Genomic DNA, 19,604 nt, shown 5'->3' on the forward strand with positions numbered 1-19,604 from the left:
ATTTTAAATGATAAATACTGATTATCTTAAAAATTTAAATAGTGCACAAAAAGAAGCTGTATTACATCTAGATGGACCACTTTTAATTGTAGCTGGTGCTGGATCAGGTAAAACAAAAGTTTTAACATCAAGAATTGCTCATATAATTAAAGAAAAAAAGGCATTTCCTAATCAAATTTTATCAGTAACTTTCACTAATAAAGCCGCAAAAGAGATGCAAAATAGAGTTAGTAATATTTTAGGCTCTTCTGCGGTAGGACTTTCATGGATGGGAACATTTCATTCAATCTGTGCAAAACTTTTAAGAAAACATGCTTCAGCAGCTAATCTTAACTCAAATTTTACAATTATAGATACAGATGATCAAATAAGATTAATTAAAAATATTTGTAAAGCTGAAAATATTGATACGAAACAGTTGGCTCCTAGATTCATTTTAGCTGTAATAGACAGATGGAAAAATAAAGGTTTTTATCCTCTTGAAGTCATAGTTAATAATAAAGATATTTATGAAAAAACAATCCTACCAATATACAAAATATATCAACAAAAATTAATAGATTTAAACTCATGTGATTTTGGAGATTTAATTTTACACACTGTAAAAATATTAGAGCATAATTTAGATATAAGACAAATCTATTCTAATAATTTTAAATATATTCTTGTTGATGAGTATCAAGATACAAATTTTATTCAGAGCAAATGGCTCAACTTATTATCTGAAAAAAATAGAAATTTATGTTGTGTAGGTGATGATGACCAATCTATTTATAGTTGGCGGGGAGCTGAAATTAAAAACTTTTTAGAATTTGATCAAGTTTATGAAAATACTAAAGTAATTAGACTTGAAGAAAATTATAGATCATCACAAAATATTTTATCTGTTGCTTCTAATCTAATAGCAAATAATCAAAATAGGGTTGGAAAAACTTTAACAACTACAATGGAAGAAGGCGATTTGGTAAAACTTAATTGTTTCAAGAATGGTAAAGATGAAGCAATAGGGATTTCTGACGAGATTGAAAAAACATTAAAGAAAAAATATTCTTTTAACAATATGGCAATTCTAGTGAGAGCAATATTTCAAACAAGAGAATTTGAAGAAAGGTTTTTAAAAATTGGAATGCCTTATAGAATTTTAGGTGGAACTAAATTTTATGAGAGGGCAGAAATTAAAGATTGTGTTGCTTACTTAAGACTAATTAATCAAGAAAAAGATGATTTGGCTTTTGAAAGAATTGTTAATAATCCAAAAAGATCCATAGGAGACACCACTTTAAAAACTGTTCATGAGTTTGCTAAAGAAAATAATTTGAGCCTAGAGTTTGCCTCTATTAAAATGATTGAACAAAATTTAATTAAACCAAAAACTAAAATAGGTCTAAGTTTTTTTCTTAATTCGTTAAGAAAATGGAGAAACGATTTAATAATTAAAAAAATAAGTCACATCAAATTACTACAAATAGTTTTAGATGAATCTGGATATTCAGCAATGCTAAAAAATAAAAAAGATGTAGATAATGAAAACAGATTAGAAAATATAAAAGAACTACTCAGTGCAATGAAAGAATTTGACAATTTAGAAAGTTTTTTAGAACATGTGTCTCTTGCAACGTCTATTGACCAAGAATGGGATGGTGAAAAAGTGAATATGATGACAATGCATGCTGCAAAAGGTTTAGAGTTTGATGTAGTTTTTCTACCTGGTTGGGAAGAAGGATTATTTCCTCACCAAAAATCAATTGAAGAAAAAGGTCAAAATGGCTTAGAAGAAGAAAGGCGTTTGGCATATGTTGGGATTACTAGAGCAAAAAAAAAGCAATCATATCATTTTCAATGAACAGATTTTACCAAGGTGATTGGATTGATAGTATGGCGTCAAGATTTATAGAAGAATTGCCTGAAAATTATTTAGAAAAAAATTCATTTTTTGAAGATGAGACTCAAGAAGTTGAGGATTTTGATTTTAACCAAGATTTTGAAATAGAAGAAGGAACAAGAAGTCCAGGATGGATAAGATATCAAAAAAGAATTAAATGAGTAAAAAAATTCAAATTTTACGAAGTAAATTTAAAAAACATAATATTGATGGTTACATTGTGCCCAAAAATGATGATTACTTTACTGAGTATTCAAACATTAACAGATTAAAAATTATTTCTAATTTTAGTGGTTCAGCTGGAATAGCTATAATTCTTAAAAATAAAAATTATTTATTTACTGATGGAAGATACACAATACAAAGTCAATTAGAGTCAGGTAAAAATTTTACAATCATTAATTATGATGAAATTATTAATTGTAAATTATTTAAAAATTTAGTTTTAGGTATTGATCCTAAGTTATTTACTTATAATCAGATAATAAAATTTTTTAAAAAGAATAATAAAATTAAATTTATTAACAAAAATTTAATTGATGAAATTGAAAGTAAAAAAAATATTAATAATTTTCAATTTTTTTCTTTAAATAGAAATATAGTTGGAGAAAGCTCTTCTTCAAAAATTAATAAGATTTCTAGTTATCTCAAAAAAAACAAGTCTGATTATTTGTTTATAAGTGCACCCGAAAATGTTGCTTGGATTTTAAATATTAGGGGTAAAGATGGTCCTAATAGCCCAATTCCAAACTCAAGGTTAATTATTAGTAAATCAAAAAAAGTTTTTTTAATAAGCAAAATCCAAAAAGTTAAAAAAATAATTAAAGAAAAAATAATCAACTCAAATGAACTAATCGATATAAATGATTTTCCAAAAAAAATTCAAAAACTTAAAGGTAATAACTTTATAATAGATGAAAAATCATGTTCAATTTATTTTGAAGACATAATTAGTTCTAAATTCAGAATCTCAAAAAGAGAGGATCCAACTTATCTTTTAAAAGCAGTTAAAAATAGAATTGAGATAAAAAATATGATTGATACACATATTTTAGATGGTGTTGCATTAACGAAATTCATTTACTGGATAAAAAATATTAATAAAAAAAAAATCACAGAAGTACAGGCTCAAAATAAATTAGAAAGTTTTAGAAAATTAAATAAAGCTTATTTATATCCTAGCTTTGATACTATCGCAGGTTCTGGGGCAAATGGGGCAATAGTCCATTACAGAGCTAACAAAAAAAATTGTAAAACTATTAAAAAAAAAGATATTTTTTTATGTGATTCGGGTGGCCAGTATAAATATGGCACAACAGATGTAACTAGAACTGTTTGTTTTTCTAAACCAAAACCATACATAAAAGATATTTTCACAAAAGTTTTAAAAGGACATATTGCTGTTGCTAATACCAATTTAAAAAAAGATTATATTGGAAAAAAAATTGACATTAGAGCTAGAAAGTTTCTCAAAAAAAGTAATTTAGATTATGCACATGGCACAGGTCATGGTGTTGGTTTTTTTCTCAATGTTCACGAAGGACCACATGCAATATCAAAATATAATGAAGTAAAAATACAAGAAGGCATGATTTTAAGTAATGAGCCTGGTTATTATAAAAAAGATAATTTTGGTATCCGTATAGAAAATTTAGTATTTGTTAAAAAAATTAACAAGAATATTTTTTTTGAAAATTTAACACTTGTTCCAATTGAAAAAGAACTAATTAACTATAAAATTTTAACTTCTTTAGAAAAAGATTATTTATTTAAATACCATCTAAATATATATTCAAAAATATCAAAGTATCTAAACTTTAAAGAACGTAAATGGTTAGCTAGTTTTATTTAACATATTTAAAAATTGAGTTTGATCTAAAGTTTTAATTTTAAGTTCTTTGGCAATTTCAATTTTTCTTTTTGTTGGTTTTTCGCCAATTATTAAATAATTCAATTTTTTTGAAATACTGCTTACTGTAGTTCCAGAATTTTCCTCTATTAATGATTTAGCTTCAGCTCTACTAACACCATTTAATTTTCCTGTAAGCATAAATGTTTTATTTTTTAATAATCCATTATTTTTTTCAATTAGTTTGTCTTTAATATTTAAAATTTTCTGCAACTCATTTAATATGCTCAAATTGACTTTGTTTGAAAAAAAACTCTTGATAGAGTTTATTTGTGTTTCTCCAATACCATCTATATTTAATAAATCCTCGTATCTTTGTTCATTTGATAAAGATTTAAATTTTGAGAATGATCTAAAATGTTTTGAAAGAATTTTTGCATTTTCTAAACCAATATGCCTAATTCCCAATGAATATATAAATCTTTCTAAAGCGATGTTTTTTTTTTCATTAATTGAATATTTTAAATTTTCAACAGATTGGCTACCCCAGCCCTCCAAAGATTTTATTTTTTCAAAATTTAGTCTAAAAATATCTTGTGGTAATCTTACTAATTTCATTTTCCAAAAATTTTCCACTATTTTTTTTCCAAAGCCATCAATATTAAAAGCATCTTTAGAAACAAAATGTTTAATTTTTTCTATAGCTATTTTTTCACACTCAAATCCTTCACTAGCGCATCTTCTAACAGCATCTTTTTTTTTTGTAGTTATATTGAATTCTTTAATTGTTTTTGAACCACATGAGGGACAATGTTTTGGAAAAACGAACCTTAAATTATCTTTAGATCTTTTTTTTATATCAACAGATAATATACGAGGTATTACATCTCCGGCTCGTTCGACAGTTACAGTGTCTCCAACTCTAATATCTTTTCGATTAATTTCATCTTCATTGTGCAAAGTAGCATTAGAAACTTGTACACCACCTATATTTACTGTTTTGATCTTTGCTACTGGTGTCAAAGCACCTGTTCTTCCAATTTGAATATCTATATTTAAAATTTTTGAGACTGCTTTGTTTGATGAAAATTTATGAGCAATTGCCCATCTTGGTGCATTAGCTACATTACCAAGTCTTTTTTGAAGTTTAAAATTATTAATTTTATAAACTATTCCATCAATATCAAAATCTATTTCCGCTCTTTTTTTTCTATTTCATTGTAATTTATTAATAAATTTTTTACTCCGCTAATAAGTTTGTTAAAAGGATTTGTTTTAAAACCCCATTCATCTAATTTTTTTAAATATTCAAATTGATTTTCAATATTAAGACCTTTTTCATACCCAAAGGTGTAAGCAATAAATCTAAGAGGTATTTTGCTTGTATCGTCTGAGTTTTTTTGTCTTAACGATCCTGATGCTGCGTTTCTTGGATTGGCAAATTTATCTCTTAAATTTCTAAAATCACTATTTCTTATAAAAACCTCACCTCTAATATCTATTTCTTCTGGGAAATCTTTATTTATAATTTTTTTTGGAATATCTTTAATCGTAGCAAGATTTGCAGTTATATCCTCTCCTTCTTTACCATCTCCTCTAGACAGCCCCTTGAAAAACTTTCCATCCTTAAAAGTTAATGAAGCAGAAATCCCATCTATTTTTGGTTCAGCACTATAAAAAATTTTAAAATCATTTTTTTTAGATATAAAATTTAAAATCCTTTTTTCAAAGTTTAATAAATCCTCTTCATTAAATGCATTTGCCAAAGATAGCATTGGCACTTTATGTTGGGCTTTTTTGAAATTTTTTGATGGTTTATAACCCACTACTTCTGATGGAGAGTCTTTTGATTTTAAAAAATTATACCTGGTCTCCATCAATAAAATATTTGATTTTAATTGATCGTATTTTTTATCAGAAATTTTAGGATTACTCTTATCGTAATAAAATTTATTATAATCTTTTAATAGTTTTAATTTTTCTAAATACTCTTTAACAAGTTCTTTTTTATTCATCTCAGTTTGCTAGAGATTTTATCTTATCTAAAATAGTTTTGGTTATTTTGTTTTTTTTCTTATTTTTTTCTTTTTTCTTTTTTTCGTATTTCTTATTGAACACCTTGTAAGTTTGTTCATACCATTCTGATGACTGATAATTGTAACCTAATAGATTGGCATATTTTTTGGCTTCATCAGTTAATCCCAAAATATAATATATCTCAACTAATCTATGAAGTGCTTCCTCAGTGTAAACCGTTGTCTGATAATCGTCTGTCACAGTTCTAAATCTATTAATTGCTGGAATCCATTTTTGTTTATCAAAATAATATCTTCCAACATACATTTCTTTTGAGGCAAGAACATCATTTATGAGATCTATCTTAAATTCTGAGTCTAATGCATACTCTGTATCAGGAAATCTATTGGCCACAATTATAAAATTTTCTTTAGCTTTAATAATTGATTGTAAATCTTTTGTTTCATCGACTATTTGTTCATAAAAACATATTGCCAAAAGATAATAAGCATAATCTATATCCTTATAGTTTGCATAAATTTTTACAAATCTTTGCAGTTCTGAAATTGCATCTCCAAAATAATCTTGGCTATAATAAGCATAAGCTGCCATTAATGCTGACTTAGGTGCTGATTGAGATTGCGGAAATAGTATCTCAGCTTCATTAAATTTTTTTGCAGCATACAAAACATCACCAGACTCAAGTGATACCATTGCTTCATTATATGTTTTTAAAACTTGTAATTCTAAATTTTTTTCTTTTAAGATTGACTTTTTAACAGGCTCTTCTTTCGAGCACGATATACAGAAAGAAAATAGCAAAAATATAATAAAAAAATTACTTAGTTTCATAGCAAGTTTATAATGACTAAAAAACCTATTTTAAAGTTATCTTTTTATTATGCAATAGATCTTAATAGATTTCTATTAATGAGAGTGTGTGGAAGATTTTTTTCTTTAATTTCTATTATTGAAAAATTATCTTTTTCTTCAAAAACTTTCCTTAGTAGCTGATTTGTTAAATAGTGACCACCTTGAGAACAGGTAACACTTGCCAAGATTCTATAACCAGATGTGTATAAATCTCCTATACAATCTAATATTTTATGATTAACAAATTCTTTGCTATTTCTTAATCCTTCTGGATTTAAAACTTCATTATCTTTAACCACTATAGCATTATCTAAACTACCACCTTTTGCTAAGCCATTCTTTTTAATGAGTTCAATATCTTCAAATAAGCAAAATGTTCTTGAGTTATAGATATCTGTCAAATCATCCTCATAAACTTTAACTTTATTTTTTTGATTACTTATTATCTTGTTATTATATTTAAGCTGAAAATCTATATCAAGGCTTAATGTAGATGGCTGAATTGAAATAAATCTTTCACCGTCAGAAAATTCTATCTTATTATTTATTTTAATAATCTTAATTGGTGCGTCACTTATTTGGATTCCAGCAGATATGATTTTTTCAATAAAATTTTTTGCTGAACCATCTAAAATTGGTACTTCTTCATTATCAATTTCTATTAACGCATTATCAATTCCTAAACCAAATAAAGCTCCCATTAAATGCTCTATAGTTGAAACCTTAATACCATATTCATTTTCTATGGTAGTATTTAATGAAGTATTTGTTACGTTCATAAAGTTCGGGTAAACTAAATTGTTGTTTTTTAAGTCTACTCTTTTAAATACGATCCCAAAATTTGGCCCTGCTGGTTTAATGCAGATATTTACATCTAAACCACTATGTAGGGCAACACCACCAAAGGAAACATTATTTTTGACTGTTTTTTGAGATAAATAAGACACATCAAACTTTTAGTTTGATTTTAAGTATTTATAAAAACAACAAATGTTACTAGAAAAAACAATTTTAACTAAATAGTTGAAAAAATTTTTCAAAAAAACCCCTATTTTCAATATTTTTTGGTACTAAAATAACCTCATTGGTATTAAATCCGTCTTTTATTTTACTAGCCATTTTAGATAATTCACTATTATCTTCATCTTCTTCAAAAAAATTTTTAATATAATTTCCACACATGTATTGGCTAACCTGTGTTTGATATTTTTCCAAAACTTTATCTAACGCAAAAACCAAACTGTTCTCAATTGCTATGAAATTTACTTCAAGGCCTAAATACTCTCCATCTATACTACTATCCAATAAAGAATGTTTTTTTTCATTAACAATATAATTGACAATAACCATATGCATAATTTTATGGTCTAAATAATTTTCTTTAAATAGATCTTTAAGTTCAGTTAAATTATTTTCTAAAAATTTATGATTAATGCCACCCTCATAGTTCTTTTTTTTAAAAGAAATGCTTACCTGTAAATTTTTCTCATTTTTTATTATTAAGATAATGTTTTTAATAAAACTACCTACTAATTTTTCAATTTTATAAAAATTTTTATCTAGAAATTTTGATAAATCATTCAGATCTTCATAATTATTATCAATTACTAATTCTTCATTATATAGATTTTTTAAATTTTTTTTATCTAGTAAAAAAATTTCAAATTTGTTTTTTGAAACAAATAAATAAGTTTCAAAATCTACTTCTTCAATCATTTAAAATAATTTGATTTTTAATTCTTGCATCAATAATTGTAACATCTCTAAATCCATCACTATATAAAAATTCCAATGCTAAATTAAGAGACTTTTTGGTATAGTTTTTAGACAACTTAATTATTATATTATTTTTTAGCTCAAGATCCCATCGTTGAGATGAAAAAAAATATAAATTCTTGATTTCATCATATGAAATTTTAGATTGATCAATCGTTTTTTTAAATTCTAAAAATTTATAAATATTTGGGTTACCAAAAATGAATGGTAATTGATTACTTGAAAAGTTATTTTCAATGAGTTTTCCATTTGAGCCTACAAGAAATATTTTTCCATTATTGTTAATTCTTGCTAAAAATTTAGTTTTATTAATATTAATATCTATTGAAGATGGATATCTTTTAAAAATATTGTAATTTTCAACCAAACTGTTTGCATTCATTTGATTGACGATTTCATTTTTATTAATTGAAAAAATATTATCTAAATTCAAATTTTTAATTTCTTGTAATAAAATTGCATTATCGTTTTCTCCTAACCCATTAATATTAATATAATTAATTTTTTTTAGTTTAAGATTATTTAAACTGATATTGTTAATTGAACCAACTATAAATAATAAAAAAAAATAAATTAAAATTTTCTTACCTTTTCGTTGATGCATCTTTTAAAATCCATTCAATTAATTTAATGAAGCTCATACCCGTATGCGCTGCTATTTCAGGTACTAAAGATAGCTTTGTCATCCCTGGCTGTGTATTAATTTCCAATAGGTAAAACTTATTTTTATGAAATTTAAAATCAGATCTTGTCACACCCTTACAACCAATAACATTGTGTGCTTTAAGTGCAATGTTCATAATTTCATTTAATTTATTTTTAGAAATTTCAACAGGTATTATATGTTGAGTTTTAGCATTAGTATTATATTTAGCTTGATAATCATAAAATTTTCTTTTTGGTTTTAGCTCAATAGCGCCTAATTTTTTTTTGCCCATAATTGCAACCTGGATCTCTCTTCCAGCAATAAATTCCTCTATCATTACTTGTTTGTAAATTTTCATTGAATCTAAAACTTTTGTAATATTTTTTTTAGTACAAATAAAAACGTTAACACTTGAGCCTTCATTTATTGGTTTGACAACCACTGGGAATTTAAGTTTTTTATCTATTATCTTTGTTAATTCTGATTTCTTTTTGTTGAATAAATATTTAATGAATTTTGGAGTAATAATTTTATTCTTTATAAAAATTTTCTTGGAAATTTCTTTATCCATTGCTATTGACGAAGCAATTGCACCTGAATGAGTGTAAGGTATTTTAAAACCTTCAAGAATAGATTGAATATAACCATCTTCACCAAATTGTCCGTGTAATGCATTAAAAATAATATTTGGTTTAAATTGATTAATATTTTTTGTTAAATTATTATCCGGCTCAGAAATTTTTACTTTATAACCATTTTTTTTTAATTCCTTTGCAACTTGCAAACCAGTATCAAGACTAATCAATCTTTCTTTTGAAATTCCACCTGAAAGTATAAGTATCTTTTTTTTCAATTTATTCTAAAATTTTAATCTCTGTTTCTAACTTAATCCCTGTTTCTTTTAAAACACTTTCAGATACAAATTCTATTAATTTTTTCATATCTTCAAATTTAGCATTTCCTTTATTAACAAAGAAATTACAGTGTTTTTCAGAAATACATGCATCACCAAAGGATTTTTTTAGTGACACTGACTCCTTTATCAACTGCCAAACTTTTTTATCTGTTTGGCCTATAGGGTTTTTAAAAGTGCTTCCACTAGTTTTAATTCTAGTGGGTTGTGCTTCCTCTTTTTTTTTTTTAATTCAATCATCTCATTTTTAATTATATCTAATTTTTTTTTATAACCCTTAAAAGATGCGCTTAAAAATATTAAATCATCTGACAATTTACTATTTCTATATTCAAAATTGATATCTTTTACTGGTATTGTTATAACTTGTCCTGATTTATTAATTGCTTGTATCGATATTAATATGTCTTTAAATTCTCTATCAAAACATCCTGCATTCATCTTTATTCCCCCACCCACAGTGCCAGGTATACAAGAGAGGAATTCAAATCCACCTAAACTATTATTCATAGCAAATTCTGAAAGAGATTTATCGCTAACAGCACTTCCTGCTATAATTATTTCATCAGATAAAAGTGAAATGTTATTAAAATCTCTTGAAAGTTTAATTACAACTCCGTTATATGTTTTGTCAGTTATAAGAGTGTTTGAGCCACCAGAAAGAATAAATATTTTTTCTTTTTCATCTATTTTTTTTACAAATTTGATTAAGTCCTTTAAATTATGTGCTTTGTAATAAATCTTAGTTTTACCACCTATATTAAACCAATTCTTTTTTTTTAAATCATAATCAAATTTTACATTATCATTAAATTCTGATGATAATTCCTCAAGATTAATATTCATTATAATAATTTAGGTAACTCTCTCATCCATGTTGAAATTGAACCTGCACCCATTCCAATAACTATTTTTTTTCCATAAATATTATTCTTAATATATTTTGCTAATTGAAATTTATCATCAATTAAAAATACTTTAACTTTTGAATTTTTAATTAATTCTTTTGCAAAATTCAAATAACTAAAACCTAACTTAATTTTTTCTCCAGCAGTATAAATCGGAAATAAAATCACTTTATCTGCACCTTTAAAAGCATAGGTAAATTCTTTTTTTAAATCTTTTAATCTCGAAATTCTATGTGGTTGAAAAATACATACTTTTTCATAACTATCGTAGACATTGCTTACTCCATCTAAAACTACCTTAATTTCTGTTGGGTGATGTGCATAATCATCAAAAAAATCAACTTTATTGTATGTGAAAATTTTATTAAATCTTCTCTGCACTCCTTTAAAATTTTTTAATCCTTTTTTAATATTAGAAACTGTTAATCCAACAGTGATCGATAATGCTGCAGCTGCAACTGAATTCAAAATATTATGAACACCTAATAAAGGAATTCTAATTCTTTTTATTAATCTATTTCGTTTATTTGGTAAGATTATTTTCAAATCAAACTCAGAATATTGTCTAAACTGTTTTATATTTTTTATACAAAAATTTGATTTTTGGTCTAAACCATATGTATAATAATTTTTATTATCTAAATTCTTGATTAAATTTTTATTATTTTTATCATCCAAACAGATAAATGATTTTCCAAAAGATGGGACTTTGTTTACAAATTTAATAAAATATTCATTAAGTTCTTCCATGGAACTATAAAAATCCATGTGTTCTCTATCGATATTAGTTATAATTGAGTATGTTGGAGGAATGTAAACAAAACTTCCGTCAGATTCATCCGCTTCCAAAATAGACCAATCACTTTTACCTAATTTTGCAGAATTATTAATAGAATTAATTACACCCCCATTAATTATAGTTGGGTCTATTTTAGTTTCCTGAAAAATAGAGGCTATTAATGAAGTTGTGGTTGTTTTTCCATGCGAACCTACAACTACAATATTTTTTGTTAAAGAAACTATGTGTGCCAACATTTCACCTCTTTTATAAATTGGTAATTGTTTTTTTTTAGCCTCAATTAATTCTGGATTGTTTTTTTTAATTGCAGAAGAAATAACTACTATTGTTGCTTTGTTAATATTTTGTTTTTTATGACCAATTGAAATTTTTATTTTTTCTTTCTTCAATCTTTCAATATTTTTATTGTTGGCTATATCACTTCCCTGAACTTTAAATCCTTTACCTTTCATTATTAATGATAATCCACTCATTCCAATACCACCGATACCTACAAAGTGTACTATTTCTGATTTTGCTAATTTAATTTTCATTTATAATCTTCAATAAATTTTGATTAACATTATTCCAAGTATTTTGATAATTTAAATTTTTTAAGTTCTTTTTTTTCTCAGAAAAATCATCTTTATTATTCAAAATATCTAATAAAAAAGTTTCAAATTTTACCCTATCAAAGTTAATTTGATCTATAACCCAGCAACAATTCTTATCTTTGTAATAATTAGCATTTTTAAGCTGATGATTATCTTTTGCTGTTGGCAACGGGATAGCAATAAAAGGAATATTTAAAAGAGAAATTTCTGCTAGAGTCGATGCACCTGCCCTAGTAATGCATAAATCTGACTGTTCTAAAAGAACATTTAAATTTTCTTCAAAATCAAAAATAATATTTTCAATTTTGTTGTCTGTATAAAATTTCTTTAAAAAATGTACATTCTTTTTATTTGTTTGATGAATAATCTTTAACGGTTTTGTTTTAGATATTTTTAGAATTGACTCATGAACTATTTCATCAAATATTTTAGCTCCTTGACTTCCACCAATTATTATAATTGTAAATATTCTATCAACATTAGCCTTATAGTTCATGTCAAAATATTTTTTTCTTATTAATGGATGTGATATCTTCAATTTATTTTGGAATTTATCTGGAAAACCAATAATATTACTATCATAACATATGATCTTTTCACAAAAATTTAAAAAAAATCTATTTGCTCTTCCAATAATCATGTTTGGTTCTAATAAAAAAATTTTAATATTTCCCGCTTTTGCAGCCAAACATAATGGTAAAGACATATACCCACCCGTTGAAATTAAAATTTCTATTTTTTCTCTTTTTAATAAAAATAAAGATTTAAAAGTTAAAAAAAATACTTTTATGATTGCAAAAGGAAGTAAAATTAATTTATTTAATTTAGGAGTGTTGACCACAAAAACTTTATAAATATCACTATCTAAATATTTATACCCTCTTAAGTCAGTAGAAATCAGAACATCATATTCAACTTTTAAATGATCATAAATTGTGATTGCTGGCAAAACATGTCCACCTGAACCTCCTGTAGTAATTAAAATTTTTTTCTTCATCTTTGGTGATTTATTTTTCTTTTGGTTAAATTTAAAATTATTCCAGATAATATTGATACACTTACTATCGAAGATCCACCATAACTCAAAAATGGCAATGTCATTCCTGTTGTTGGAAACAATCTAATATTAACCCCAACGTGAATTGTAGCCTGCATTAAAATTAAACTAACGCAACCAATTAAAACTAATTTAATCTTCTCATTCTTTTCATAATTAATTCTTTTAAAAACCATATAAATAAGTGTTAAAAATAATATCAATATTAATATTATTGCAACTACACCAAACTCCTCTGAAATTACTGAAATAATATAATCAGTATGAGCCTCTGGTACTCTATTTTTTAATGTTCCCTCTCCAATTCCTTTACCAAAAAAACCTCCACTAGTAATAGATTCAATCGCTTTGTCGGATTGAAAATTATGTGCACCGATATCCCTATTAAAAAAGGAAAAAATTCTACCTTGTATATAATCAAATTTAGGCACATAGATGATTAAGTAACTGAAAAGACTTAATACAAATAAAGAAAAACCAAAAAGAAAAAAAATATTAATACCAGAAGTAAAAATTAAAACTGCCCAAGAAAAAACTACAAGTAGTGTTTGACCTATATCAGGCTGCATGATTAATAATAAAGAAATGATAGATATTAAAATTACAGATAACAAATATTTAATATAAAGATTAGAGTTTTTATTATTGCAAAGAATAGTGGCCAACATAATAATTAAAAAAGGTTTTAATACTTCAATGGGTTGGAATCGTGGCAAAGAAAACAGGTCTATCCATCTTTTTGATCCCTTTACCTCGATACCAATAATTGGAACAAGAAACAAAGATATTAAAGCAACAAAAAAAAGAATAATTGAATATCTAAATAATTGCTCAGTATTAATTGAAGAAAAAACGAAAATTATAAATATCCCAATGCAAATATAAATTAAATGCTTAAAAAAAAAGAAATAACTGTTTGTATCCAATTTATCTGAAGCAATTAATGAAGTTGAAACTAACGAAAAAAATAAACCAATTATAAATAAAAGTGTAATTATTAGAAAAATTGATTTATCAATATTTTTCCACCATTCATAATAAAATTTATATAAAAAACTATCGTTTTGCATTAATAAATTTTTTAACTAATTGATTAAAATATTCACCTCTATCTTCAAAATTTTTAAAGCTATCAAATGATGCACCAGCAGGACTAAAAAAAATTATATTTTTTCTTAATTTATTTTTTCTTATATCAAAGAATATTTCATTTAATGCATCCTCTAATTTTTTTACATTTTTAACAGAAATTTTATTTTTCAAATTTTTTCTAAACTCTTTATAATTGTTGCCAAAAATAAAAGCTTTCAGGTTTTCACAATTTTTTTTTAATAATTTAAATTTATCCCCCTTTTTAGGAATACCTCCCAAAATCCAATAAACATTTTTTAAACTTTTTAATAAATTCTCTGATGAAGCAAAACTAGTTGATTTCGAGTCATTAATGATAGTTAATTTTTTATTTTCATAAATAATTTGTTGTCGATATTTTAATCCTTTAAATTGATTCAAAGTTCTTAATAAATCTTTATCATCTAATTTTAATATTTTTGAAATTTTTAAAATAAAAGATAAATTTTCTTTATTACCAGAGGATAAGAAGTATCTATTTTTAAGTTGTTTTAACATTTTATCATTTTTTAATGAGTCAACTCTAATAATTTTTTGTTTAAAATTTTTTTTGTTAATAGTTTCATTAATCAGTGGATCATTTTTTTTAACAAAAGCTATAGATTTATTTGGTTGAGAAGCTAATAGCTTAAATTTTGCATTAACATAATTTTTTAAATTTTTATGCCTCTCTAAATGATCTGGGCTTATATTTAATATTATTGCATATTTAGATGTAAATACTTTGCTATAATCTAATTGGTAGGATGAGGCTTCTATTACAAATACAGTTTTTTTGGTAATTTTTTTTTCAGATAAAGCAGGATTTCCAATATTGCCAATTAGTCTTGCGTCATATTTTTGATCAACCAAAACTTTGTGTAAAATTTTAGCTGTAGTAGATTTTCCGTTAGTCCCTGTAATAGTAAAACTTTTGTTTTTATAAAACGAATAGAATATATCTAGATCAGTATAGATTTTAGAAGAATTTTTTTTTAAAATTTTAGACAATCTACAATTTGAAATATCAATTCCTGGACTAATAATAATTTTATCAAATTTAATTTTTGATATTTCTTTGAAATTTTTTAGGTTTTGTTTTATCTTTAAATTAAACTTTTTTTTTAAATTGTCGTCAAATAAATAAACTTCAGCTTTGTCATTTAAAAATTTATAAGATGAGACACCACTTTTGCCAAGTCCATATATCAATATTTTTTTTCTTAAAAAAATATTTGTATTTTTTTTCATTATCTTAGTTTTAAAGTGGCTAAACCTATCATTGCTAAAATAATTGAAATAATCCAAAATCTAATAACAATGGTCGATTCTGGCCATCCCTTTTTTTCAAAATGATGGTGTATTGGTGCCATCCTAAAAATTCGTTTTCCAGTCAGTTTGAAAGAAATTACTTGAACCATTACTGAAACTGCCTCAAGTACAAATAATCCACCTGTTATTGCTAAAACAATTTCATGCTTTGTGATTATTCCAACTGCTCCTAAAGAACCACCAAGAGCTAAAGAGCCCGTGTCACCCATAAAAATTTTTGCTGGTGGTGCGTTAAACCATAAAAAACCTAGGCATGATCCAATGATTGCTCCACAAAAAATTGAAACCTCACCTGTTCCTTCAATATAAGGAATTTGTAAATAATCTGAAAAAACAATATTTCCAGTTACATAACTTATAAATGCAAAACATCCCGCAACCAAAATTACTGGTACTGTGGCTAGTCCATCAAGCCCATCTGTTAGATTTACTGCATTAGAAGATCCAACAATTACAAAGACAGAAAAAGGAATAAAAAACCACCCAAGGTTAATTATTAAATTTTTAAAAAATGGAAAATATAAATTAGTGATATCTTGATAATTTACAAAATAAACAAAAAAACTTATTCCCAAAATTGTTATCAAAATTTGTGATAATATTTTAGATTTAGATGAAATACCTGAAGAATTATTATGTTGTATTTTTTTATAATCATCGAATGCTCCAATCAAACCAAATGAGATTGCTATATAAATACAAAATAAGATATTAATATTTGATAGATCTCCCCAACATAAAACAGAAACCAATAATCCAAATAAGATAATCACTCCTCCCATTGTTGGTGTGCCAATCTTTTTTATAATATGATCTTCTGGTCCATCATCTCGTATAGGATCTAAAATTTTTCTATAGGAAAAAAAATTGATAAAAGGTCTTCCGATTAACAAAACAATTACCAACGAGGTAAATAATGATAACCCAGTTCTAAAAGTTATATACTTAAATACATTTAAAAAACCAAAAATATCAATAAAATTTAATAGAAACTGATAAAGCATTTATTTAAGCCCTTTTAAATTATTTAATATCTTGTTGAATCCTGTCGCATTTGAGGCCTTAACCATAAGATAATCTTTATTATTTAAATCATTTTTAATCAAATTAATAATTTGAGAGTTTGTATTTAAAATTCTGCCTCTTTTTAATTTTGAAATGGAGTTAAAGGTATGTAAGATTTTATTTCCTTTAACAAAGACTTTGTCTATTTTAGTGCTGTTAACTATTTTACCAATAGATTGATGAAGTTTTTTAGAATGCTTTCCAAGCTCAAGCATATCGCCAAGAAGTAAATATTTTTTTGATTTTTTTGAGTCTAATTTATCATAATTTAGTATTGCAGATTTAAGAGATAATGGATTTGAGTTATAACTTTCATCAATCAAATTTAAATTTTTATTTTTAAATTTAATTTTTGAAAAATCACCTCTTCCTTCTGGAGTTTTGAAATTGACAAATATATCTTTAGCTAATTTAGATATATCTATAAAAATACTCATTACAGTTAATGTAGCTAAAATATTTTGAATATTGTTTTCAAAGTCATTAGAAATAAAAAAATGAGTTCTTAAATTATTAATTCTAATTATTGCTTTGAACTTTTTACCAGCTTTTTTTATATCTATAAGTTTAACATTTGAGTCTTTTTTTTTGATACTAAATGATAAAAATTTTAGGTTTCTTTTAAGAGTTATTTTTTTATGTAAATTAAAAAACTTATCATCTGCATTTAAAACGATGAAGCCATTATTTTTAGTATTATGTATTATCTCTGATTTAGCCAAAGCAATTTGTCTTATATTGCTAAAATTCTTTGCATGGGCATAATTAATATTTGTGATTACACTAACATCTGGTTGAATAATCTTTGATAGAGAGTCAATTTCCCCTTTCTTATCCATGCCAATTTCCAAAACTCCATATTGATCTTTTTGATCAATATTAAAAAGACTTAAAGGAACACCATATTTATTATTGTATGATTTTGGTGACGTACTAACTTTAGATATTTTTTTTAACGAACTACCCAATAATTCTTTTAAGGTAGTTTTTCCACAACTTCCTGTAATAGCGATAATTTTTGTATTTATATTTTGTCTATAAATTTGTGAACTTTGCGTTAAAAATTTAAGAGTGTCTCTAACTTTTATTTGACGATTAATATTATTGTTTCTGTCAATTTTATTAACTACTGCTATTGATACTTTTTTGTTAAAAGCTTCATTAATAAATTTATTTCCATCATTTTTTTTTCCTTTAATTGCAAAAAAAATATCATCTTTATTTATTTCTTTGGAATTAATTTTTGCCTGATTAAAATAAATTTTAGAAAGTTTTCTTTTTTTTTTTGAAAGCTCGTTAATTATATTTACCTTTAAGTTGTCTGATAAAGATAAATTTTTTTTTTTAATTGCACTTAAAATGTTTTTTTTGTCTGAAAAAAATACTTTTTTTACACCAATTTCTTGAACCGTTTCATGTCCTTTACCAGCTACAAGTAAAATTTCTCCAGTATTTAATTGACTAATTGCCTCAGAAATTGCTTTTGCCCTATTTGGAAACTCCAATATTTTTTGTTTTCTTATTCCCTTTTTTATATCCTTTCTTATTTTACTGGGCAGTTCTAACCTAGGATTGTCGTCAGTAAGATATATTTGATCTGAAAAAATGTCGGCAATCCTTCCCATTTTAACTCTTTTGTCTTGATCTCTATTTCCACCACATCCAAACACTATATTAATCTTATGATTGGGAAACTGCTCCTTTAAATTTTTAAGACAAGTCTTCAAAGCATCTGGTGTATGCGCGTAATCCAAGATTACTTTAGATCTGTTTTTAATCATACCAATTCTTTCAAATCTGCCTTCTACAGATTTAATCTTTGGTATAACTTCAACTATTTTTCTAATCTCTATATTGCTTTTTTTTGCTGCAATAACTGCCATCAATATATTTTTTAATTGAATTTTTCCGATCAAGTTAAGTTTAACGTTGTATATTAAATTATTGTGTTTAATTTTTAATAATTGTCCTTCTCCATCAAAATTATGTGATAAAAATTTAAAATCATTTTTTTTATCATTTAACAAACAAAGATTTAAATTTTTATTTATTGTAATTTTTTTAATTTTTTTAAATTCGGGTATTTTTTCGTCAGTTATAACATTTCCATTTTTTATAATTAAATGATTAAATAAATAAAGTTTAGCCTTTAAATAATCTTTTATATTTTTGTGATAATCTAAGTGATCTTGTGATAAATTTGTAAATATTCCAGTACTAAAAAATAGTCCATCTAGTCTATTTTGGTCCAATCCATGACTAGATGCCTCCATAATAACATTGTTTATATTTTGTTTTTTTAAGTTACATAAAATTTTACTTAATCTAATTGGATCTATTGTTGTATTAAATAAATCTATTTTTAATTTTTTTGATTTAACTCCTAAAGTTCCAATAGAAGCAACTTTTTTATTATTTAAAAATAATATTTGATAATAAAAATCTGCAATCGATGACTTTCCATTAGTTCCAGTAACTGCAATGATATTATTAGGTATATTATTATAAATTTTAAACGAAACTTCAGCTAATAACTTTCTAATATTTTTTGATTGAATAAATAGAATACCATTTTTTAACCCATTAATTTTTTCTTCGGTTATAATAATTTTAGCTCCATTACGAATTGCTGTTTGTATAAAATCATTCCCATCAGTTCTATTTCCTTTAATCGCAAAAAAAATATAATTTTTATTTATTTGATTGCTATCAAACGAAATACCTGAAAAAGAAAATTTTTTGTAATTATCATTAATATTTTGAAAATAATTACCTAGGAGCATGG

Annotated in this window: 14 protein-coding genes and 2 pseudogenes; 2 read left to right on the forward strand and 14 right to left on the reverse strand. The window is 24.9% G+C overall.

Going from position 1 to position 19,604, the window contains the following annotated elements; genetic code table 11:
• The first annotated feature begins 7 nt into the window (after positions 1–7).
• Together ACIJYI_RS05300 and ACIJYI_RS05305 are read left to right on the forward strand one after the other, a co-directional pair.
• A pseudogene (locus ACIJYI_RS05300) lies at positions 8–2,043 on the forward strand (ATP-dependent helicase).
• Entirely contained in the window at positions 2,040–3,734 is a 1,695-nt protein-coding gene (locus tag ACIJYI_RS05305) for a M24 family metallopeptidase (protein ID WP_435113422.1), read from the forward strand. Before ACIJYI_RS05300 ends, ACIJYI_RS05305 begins: the two are co-directional and overlap by 4 nt.
• Here the strand turns inward: ACIJYI_RS05305 and ligA are convergent.
• From ligA to ACIJYI_RS05375, 14 genes and pseudogenes are all read right to left on the reverse strand, one after another.
• A pseudogene (gene ligA / locus ACIJYI_RS05310) lies at positions 3,717–5,746 on the reverse strand (NAD-dependent DNA ligase LigA). The gene ACIJYI_RS05305 and the pseudogene ligA overlap by 18 nt on opposite strands.
• A 1-nt stretch (position 5,747) precedes the next feature.
• Entirely contained in the window at positions 5,748–6,599 is an 852-nt protein-coding gene (locus ACIJYI_RS05315) for an outer membrane protein assembly factor BamD (protein WP_435113424.1), read from the reverse strand.
• Between the two features lie 47 nt (positions 6,600–6,646).
• A complete protein-coding gene (lpxC, locus tag ACIJYI_RS05320; RefSeq protein WP_435113426.1) occupies positions 6,647–7,567 on the reverse strand; it encodes a UDP-3-O-acyl-N-acetylglucosamine deacetylase in 921 nt (306 codons plus the stop codon).
• A gap of 64 nt (positions 7,568–7,631) precedes the next feature.
• Positions 7,632–8,336, reverse strand: coding sequence for a hypothetical protein (locus ACIJYI_RS05325; RefSeq protein ID WP_435113428.1), 705 nt, complete (start codon positions 8,334–8,336; stop codon positions 7,632–7,634).
• Positions 8,329–9,000 carry a cell division protein FtsQ/DivIB gene (locus ACIJYI_RS05330; protein WP_435113430.1) on the reverse strand — a complete coding sequence of 224 codons (672 nt, stop codon included), beginning with the start codon at positions 8,998–9,000 and terminating at the stop codon, positions 8,329–8,331. Before ACIJYI_RS05330 ends, ACIJYI_RS05325 begins: the two co-directional genes overlap by 8 nt.
• On the reverse strand, positions 8,981–9,895 hold the full coding sequence (locus ACIJYI_RS05335; RefSeq protein WP_435113432.1) for a D-alanine--D-alanine ligase: 915 nt from the start codon (positions 9,893–9,895) through the stop codon (positions 8,981–8,983). The genes ACIJYI_RS05330 and ACIJYI_RS05335 overlap by 20 nt, the downstream gene beginning before the upstream one ends.
• A gap of 1 nt (position 9,896) precedes the next feature.
• Positions 9,897–10,187, reverse strand: coding sequence for a hypothetical protein (locus ACIJYI_RS05340; RefSeq protein WP_435114754.1), 291 nt, complete (start codon positions 10,185–10,187; stop codon positions 9,897–9,899).
• Positions 10,115–10,801, reverse strand: coding sequence for an FAD-binding protein (locus ACIJYI_RS05345; RefSeq protein ID WP_435113434.1), 687 nt, complete (start codon positions 10,799–10,801; stop codon positions 10,115–10,117). The genes ACIJYI_RS05340 and ACIJYI_RS05345 overlap by 73 nt, the downstream gene beginning before the upstream one ends.
• Complete coding sequence (murC, locus tag ACIJYI_RS05350) at positions 10,801–12,195, reverse strand: UDP-N-acetylmuramate--L-alanine ligase (RefSeq protein ID WP_435113436.1); 1,395 nt, start codon at positions 12,193–12,195, stop codon at positions 10,801–10,803. The genes ACIJYI_RS05345 and murC overlap by 1 nt, the downstream gene beginning before the upstream one ends.
• Positions 12,185–13,252, reverse strand: coding sequence for a UDP-N-acetylglucosamine--N-acetylmuramyl-(pentapeptide) pyrophosphoryl-undecaprenol N-acetylglucosamine transferase (locus ACIJYI_RS05355; protein WP_435113438.1), 1,068 nt, complete (start codon positions 13,250–13,252; stop codon positions 12,185–12,187). Before ACIJYI_RS05355 ends, murC begins: the two co-directional genes overlap by 11 nt.
• Positions 13,249–14,382, reverse strand: a complete 1,134-nt coding sequence (locus ACIJYI_RS05360) for an FtsW/RodA/SpoVE family cell cycle protein (RefSeq protein ID WP_435113440.1) — start codon at positions 14,380–14,382, stop codon at positions 13,249–13,251. The genes ACIJYI_RS05355 and ACIJYI_RS05360 overlap by 4 nt, the downstream gene beginning before the upstream one ends.
• Positions 14,369–15,673, reverse strand: coding sequence for a UDP-N-acetylmuramoyl-L-alanine--D-glutamate ligase (murD, locus tag ACIJYI_RS05365; RefSeq protein ID WP_435113442.1), 1,305 nt, complete (start codon positions 15,671–15,673; stop codon positions 14,369–14,371). The genes ACIJYI_RS05360 and murD overlap by 14 nt, the downstream gene beginning before the upstream one ends.
• On the reverse strand, positions 15,673–16,758 hold the full coding sequence (mraY, locus tag ACIJYI_RS05370; protein ID WP_435113444.1) for a phospho-N-acetylmuramoyl-pentapeptide-transferase: 1,086 nt from the start codon (positions 16,756–16,758) through the stop codon (positions 15,673–15,675). Before mraY ends, murD begins: the two co-directional genes overlap by 1 nt.
• A complete protein-coding gene (locus ACIJYI_RS05375; RefSeq protein WP_435113446.1) occupies positions 16,759–19,602 on the reverse strand; it encodes a UDP-N-acetylmuramoyl-L-alanyl-D-glutamate--2,6-diaminopimelate ligase in 2,844 nt (947 codons plus the stop codon).
• Between the last annotated feature and the right edge of the window lie 2 nt (positions 19,603–19,604).

It is taken from the genome of Candidatus Pelagibacter bacterium nBUS_36, from assembly GCF_051201215.1.
In the GTDB taxonomy this organism is placed as follows: Bacteria; Pseudomonadota; Alphaproteobacteria; order Pelagibacterales; family Pelagibacteraceae; genus Pelagibacter.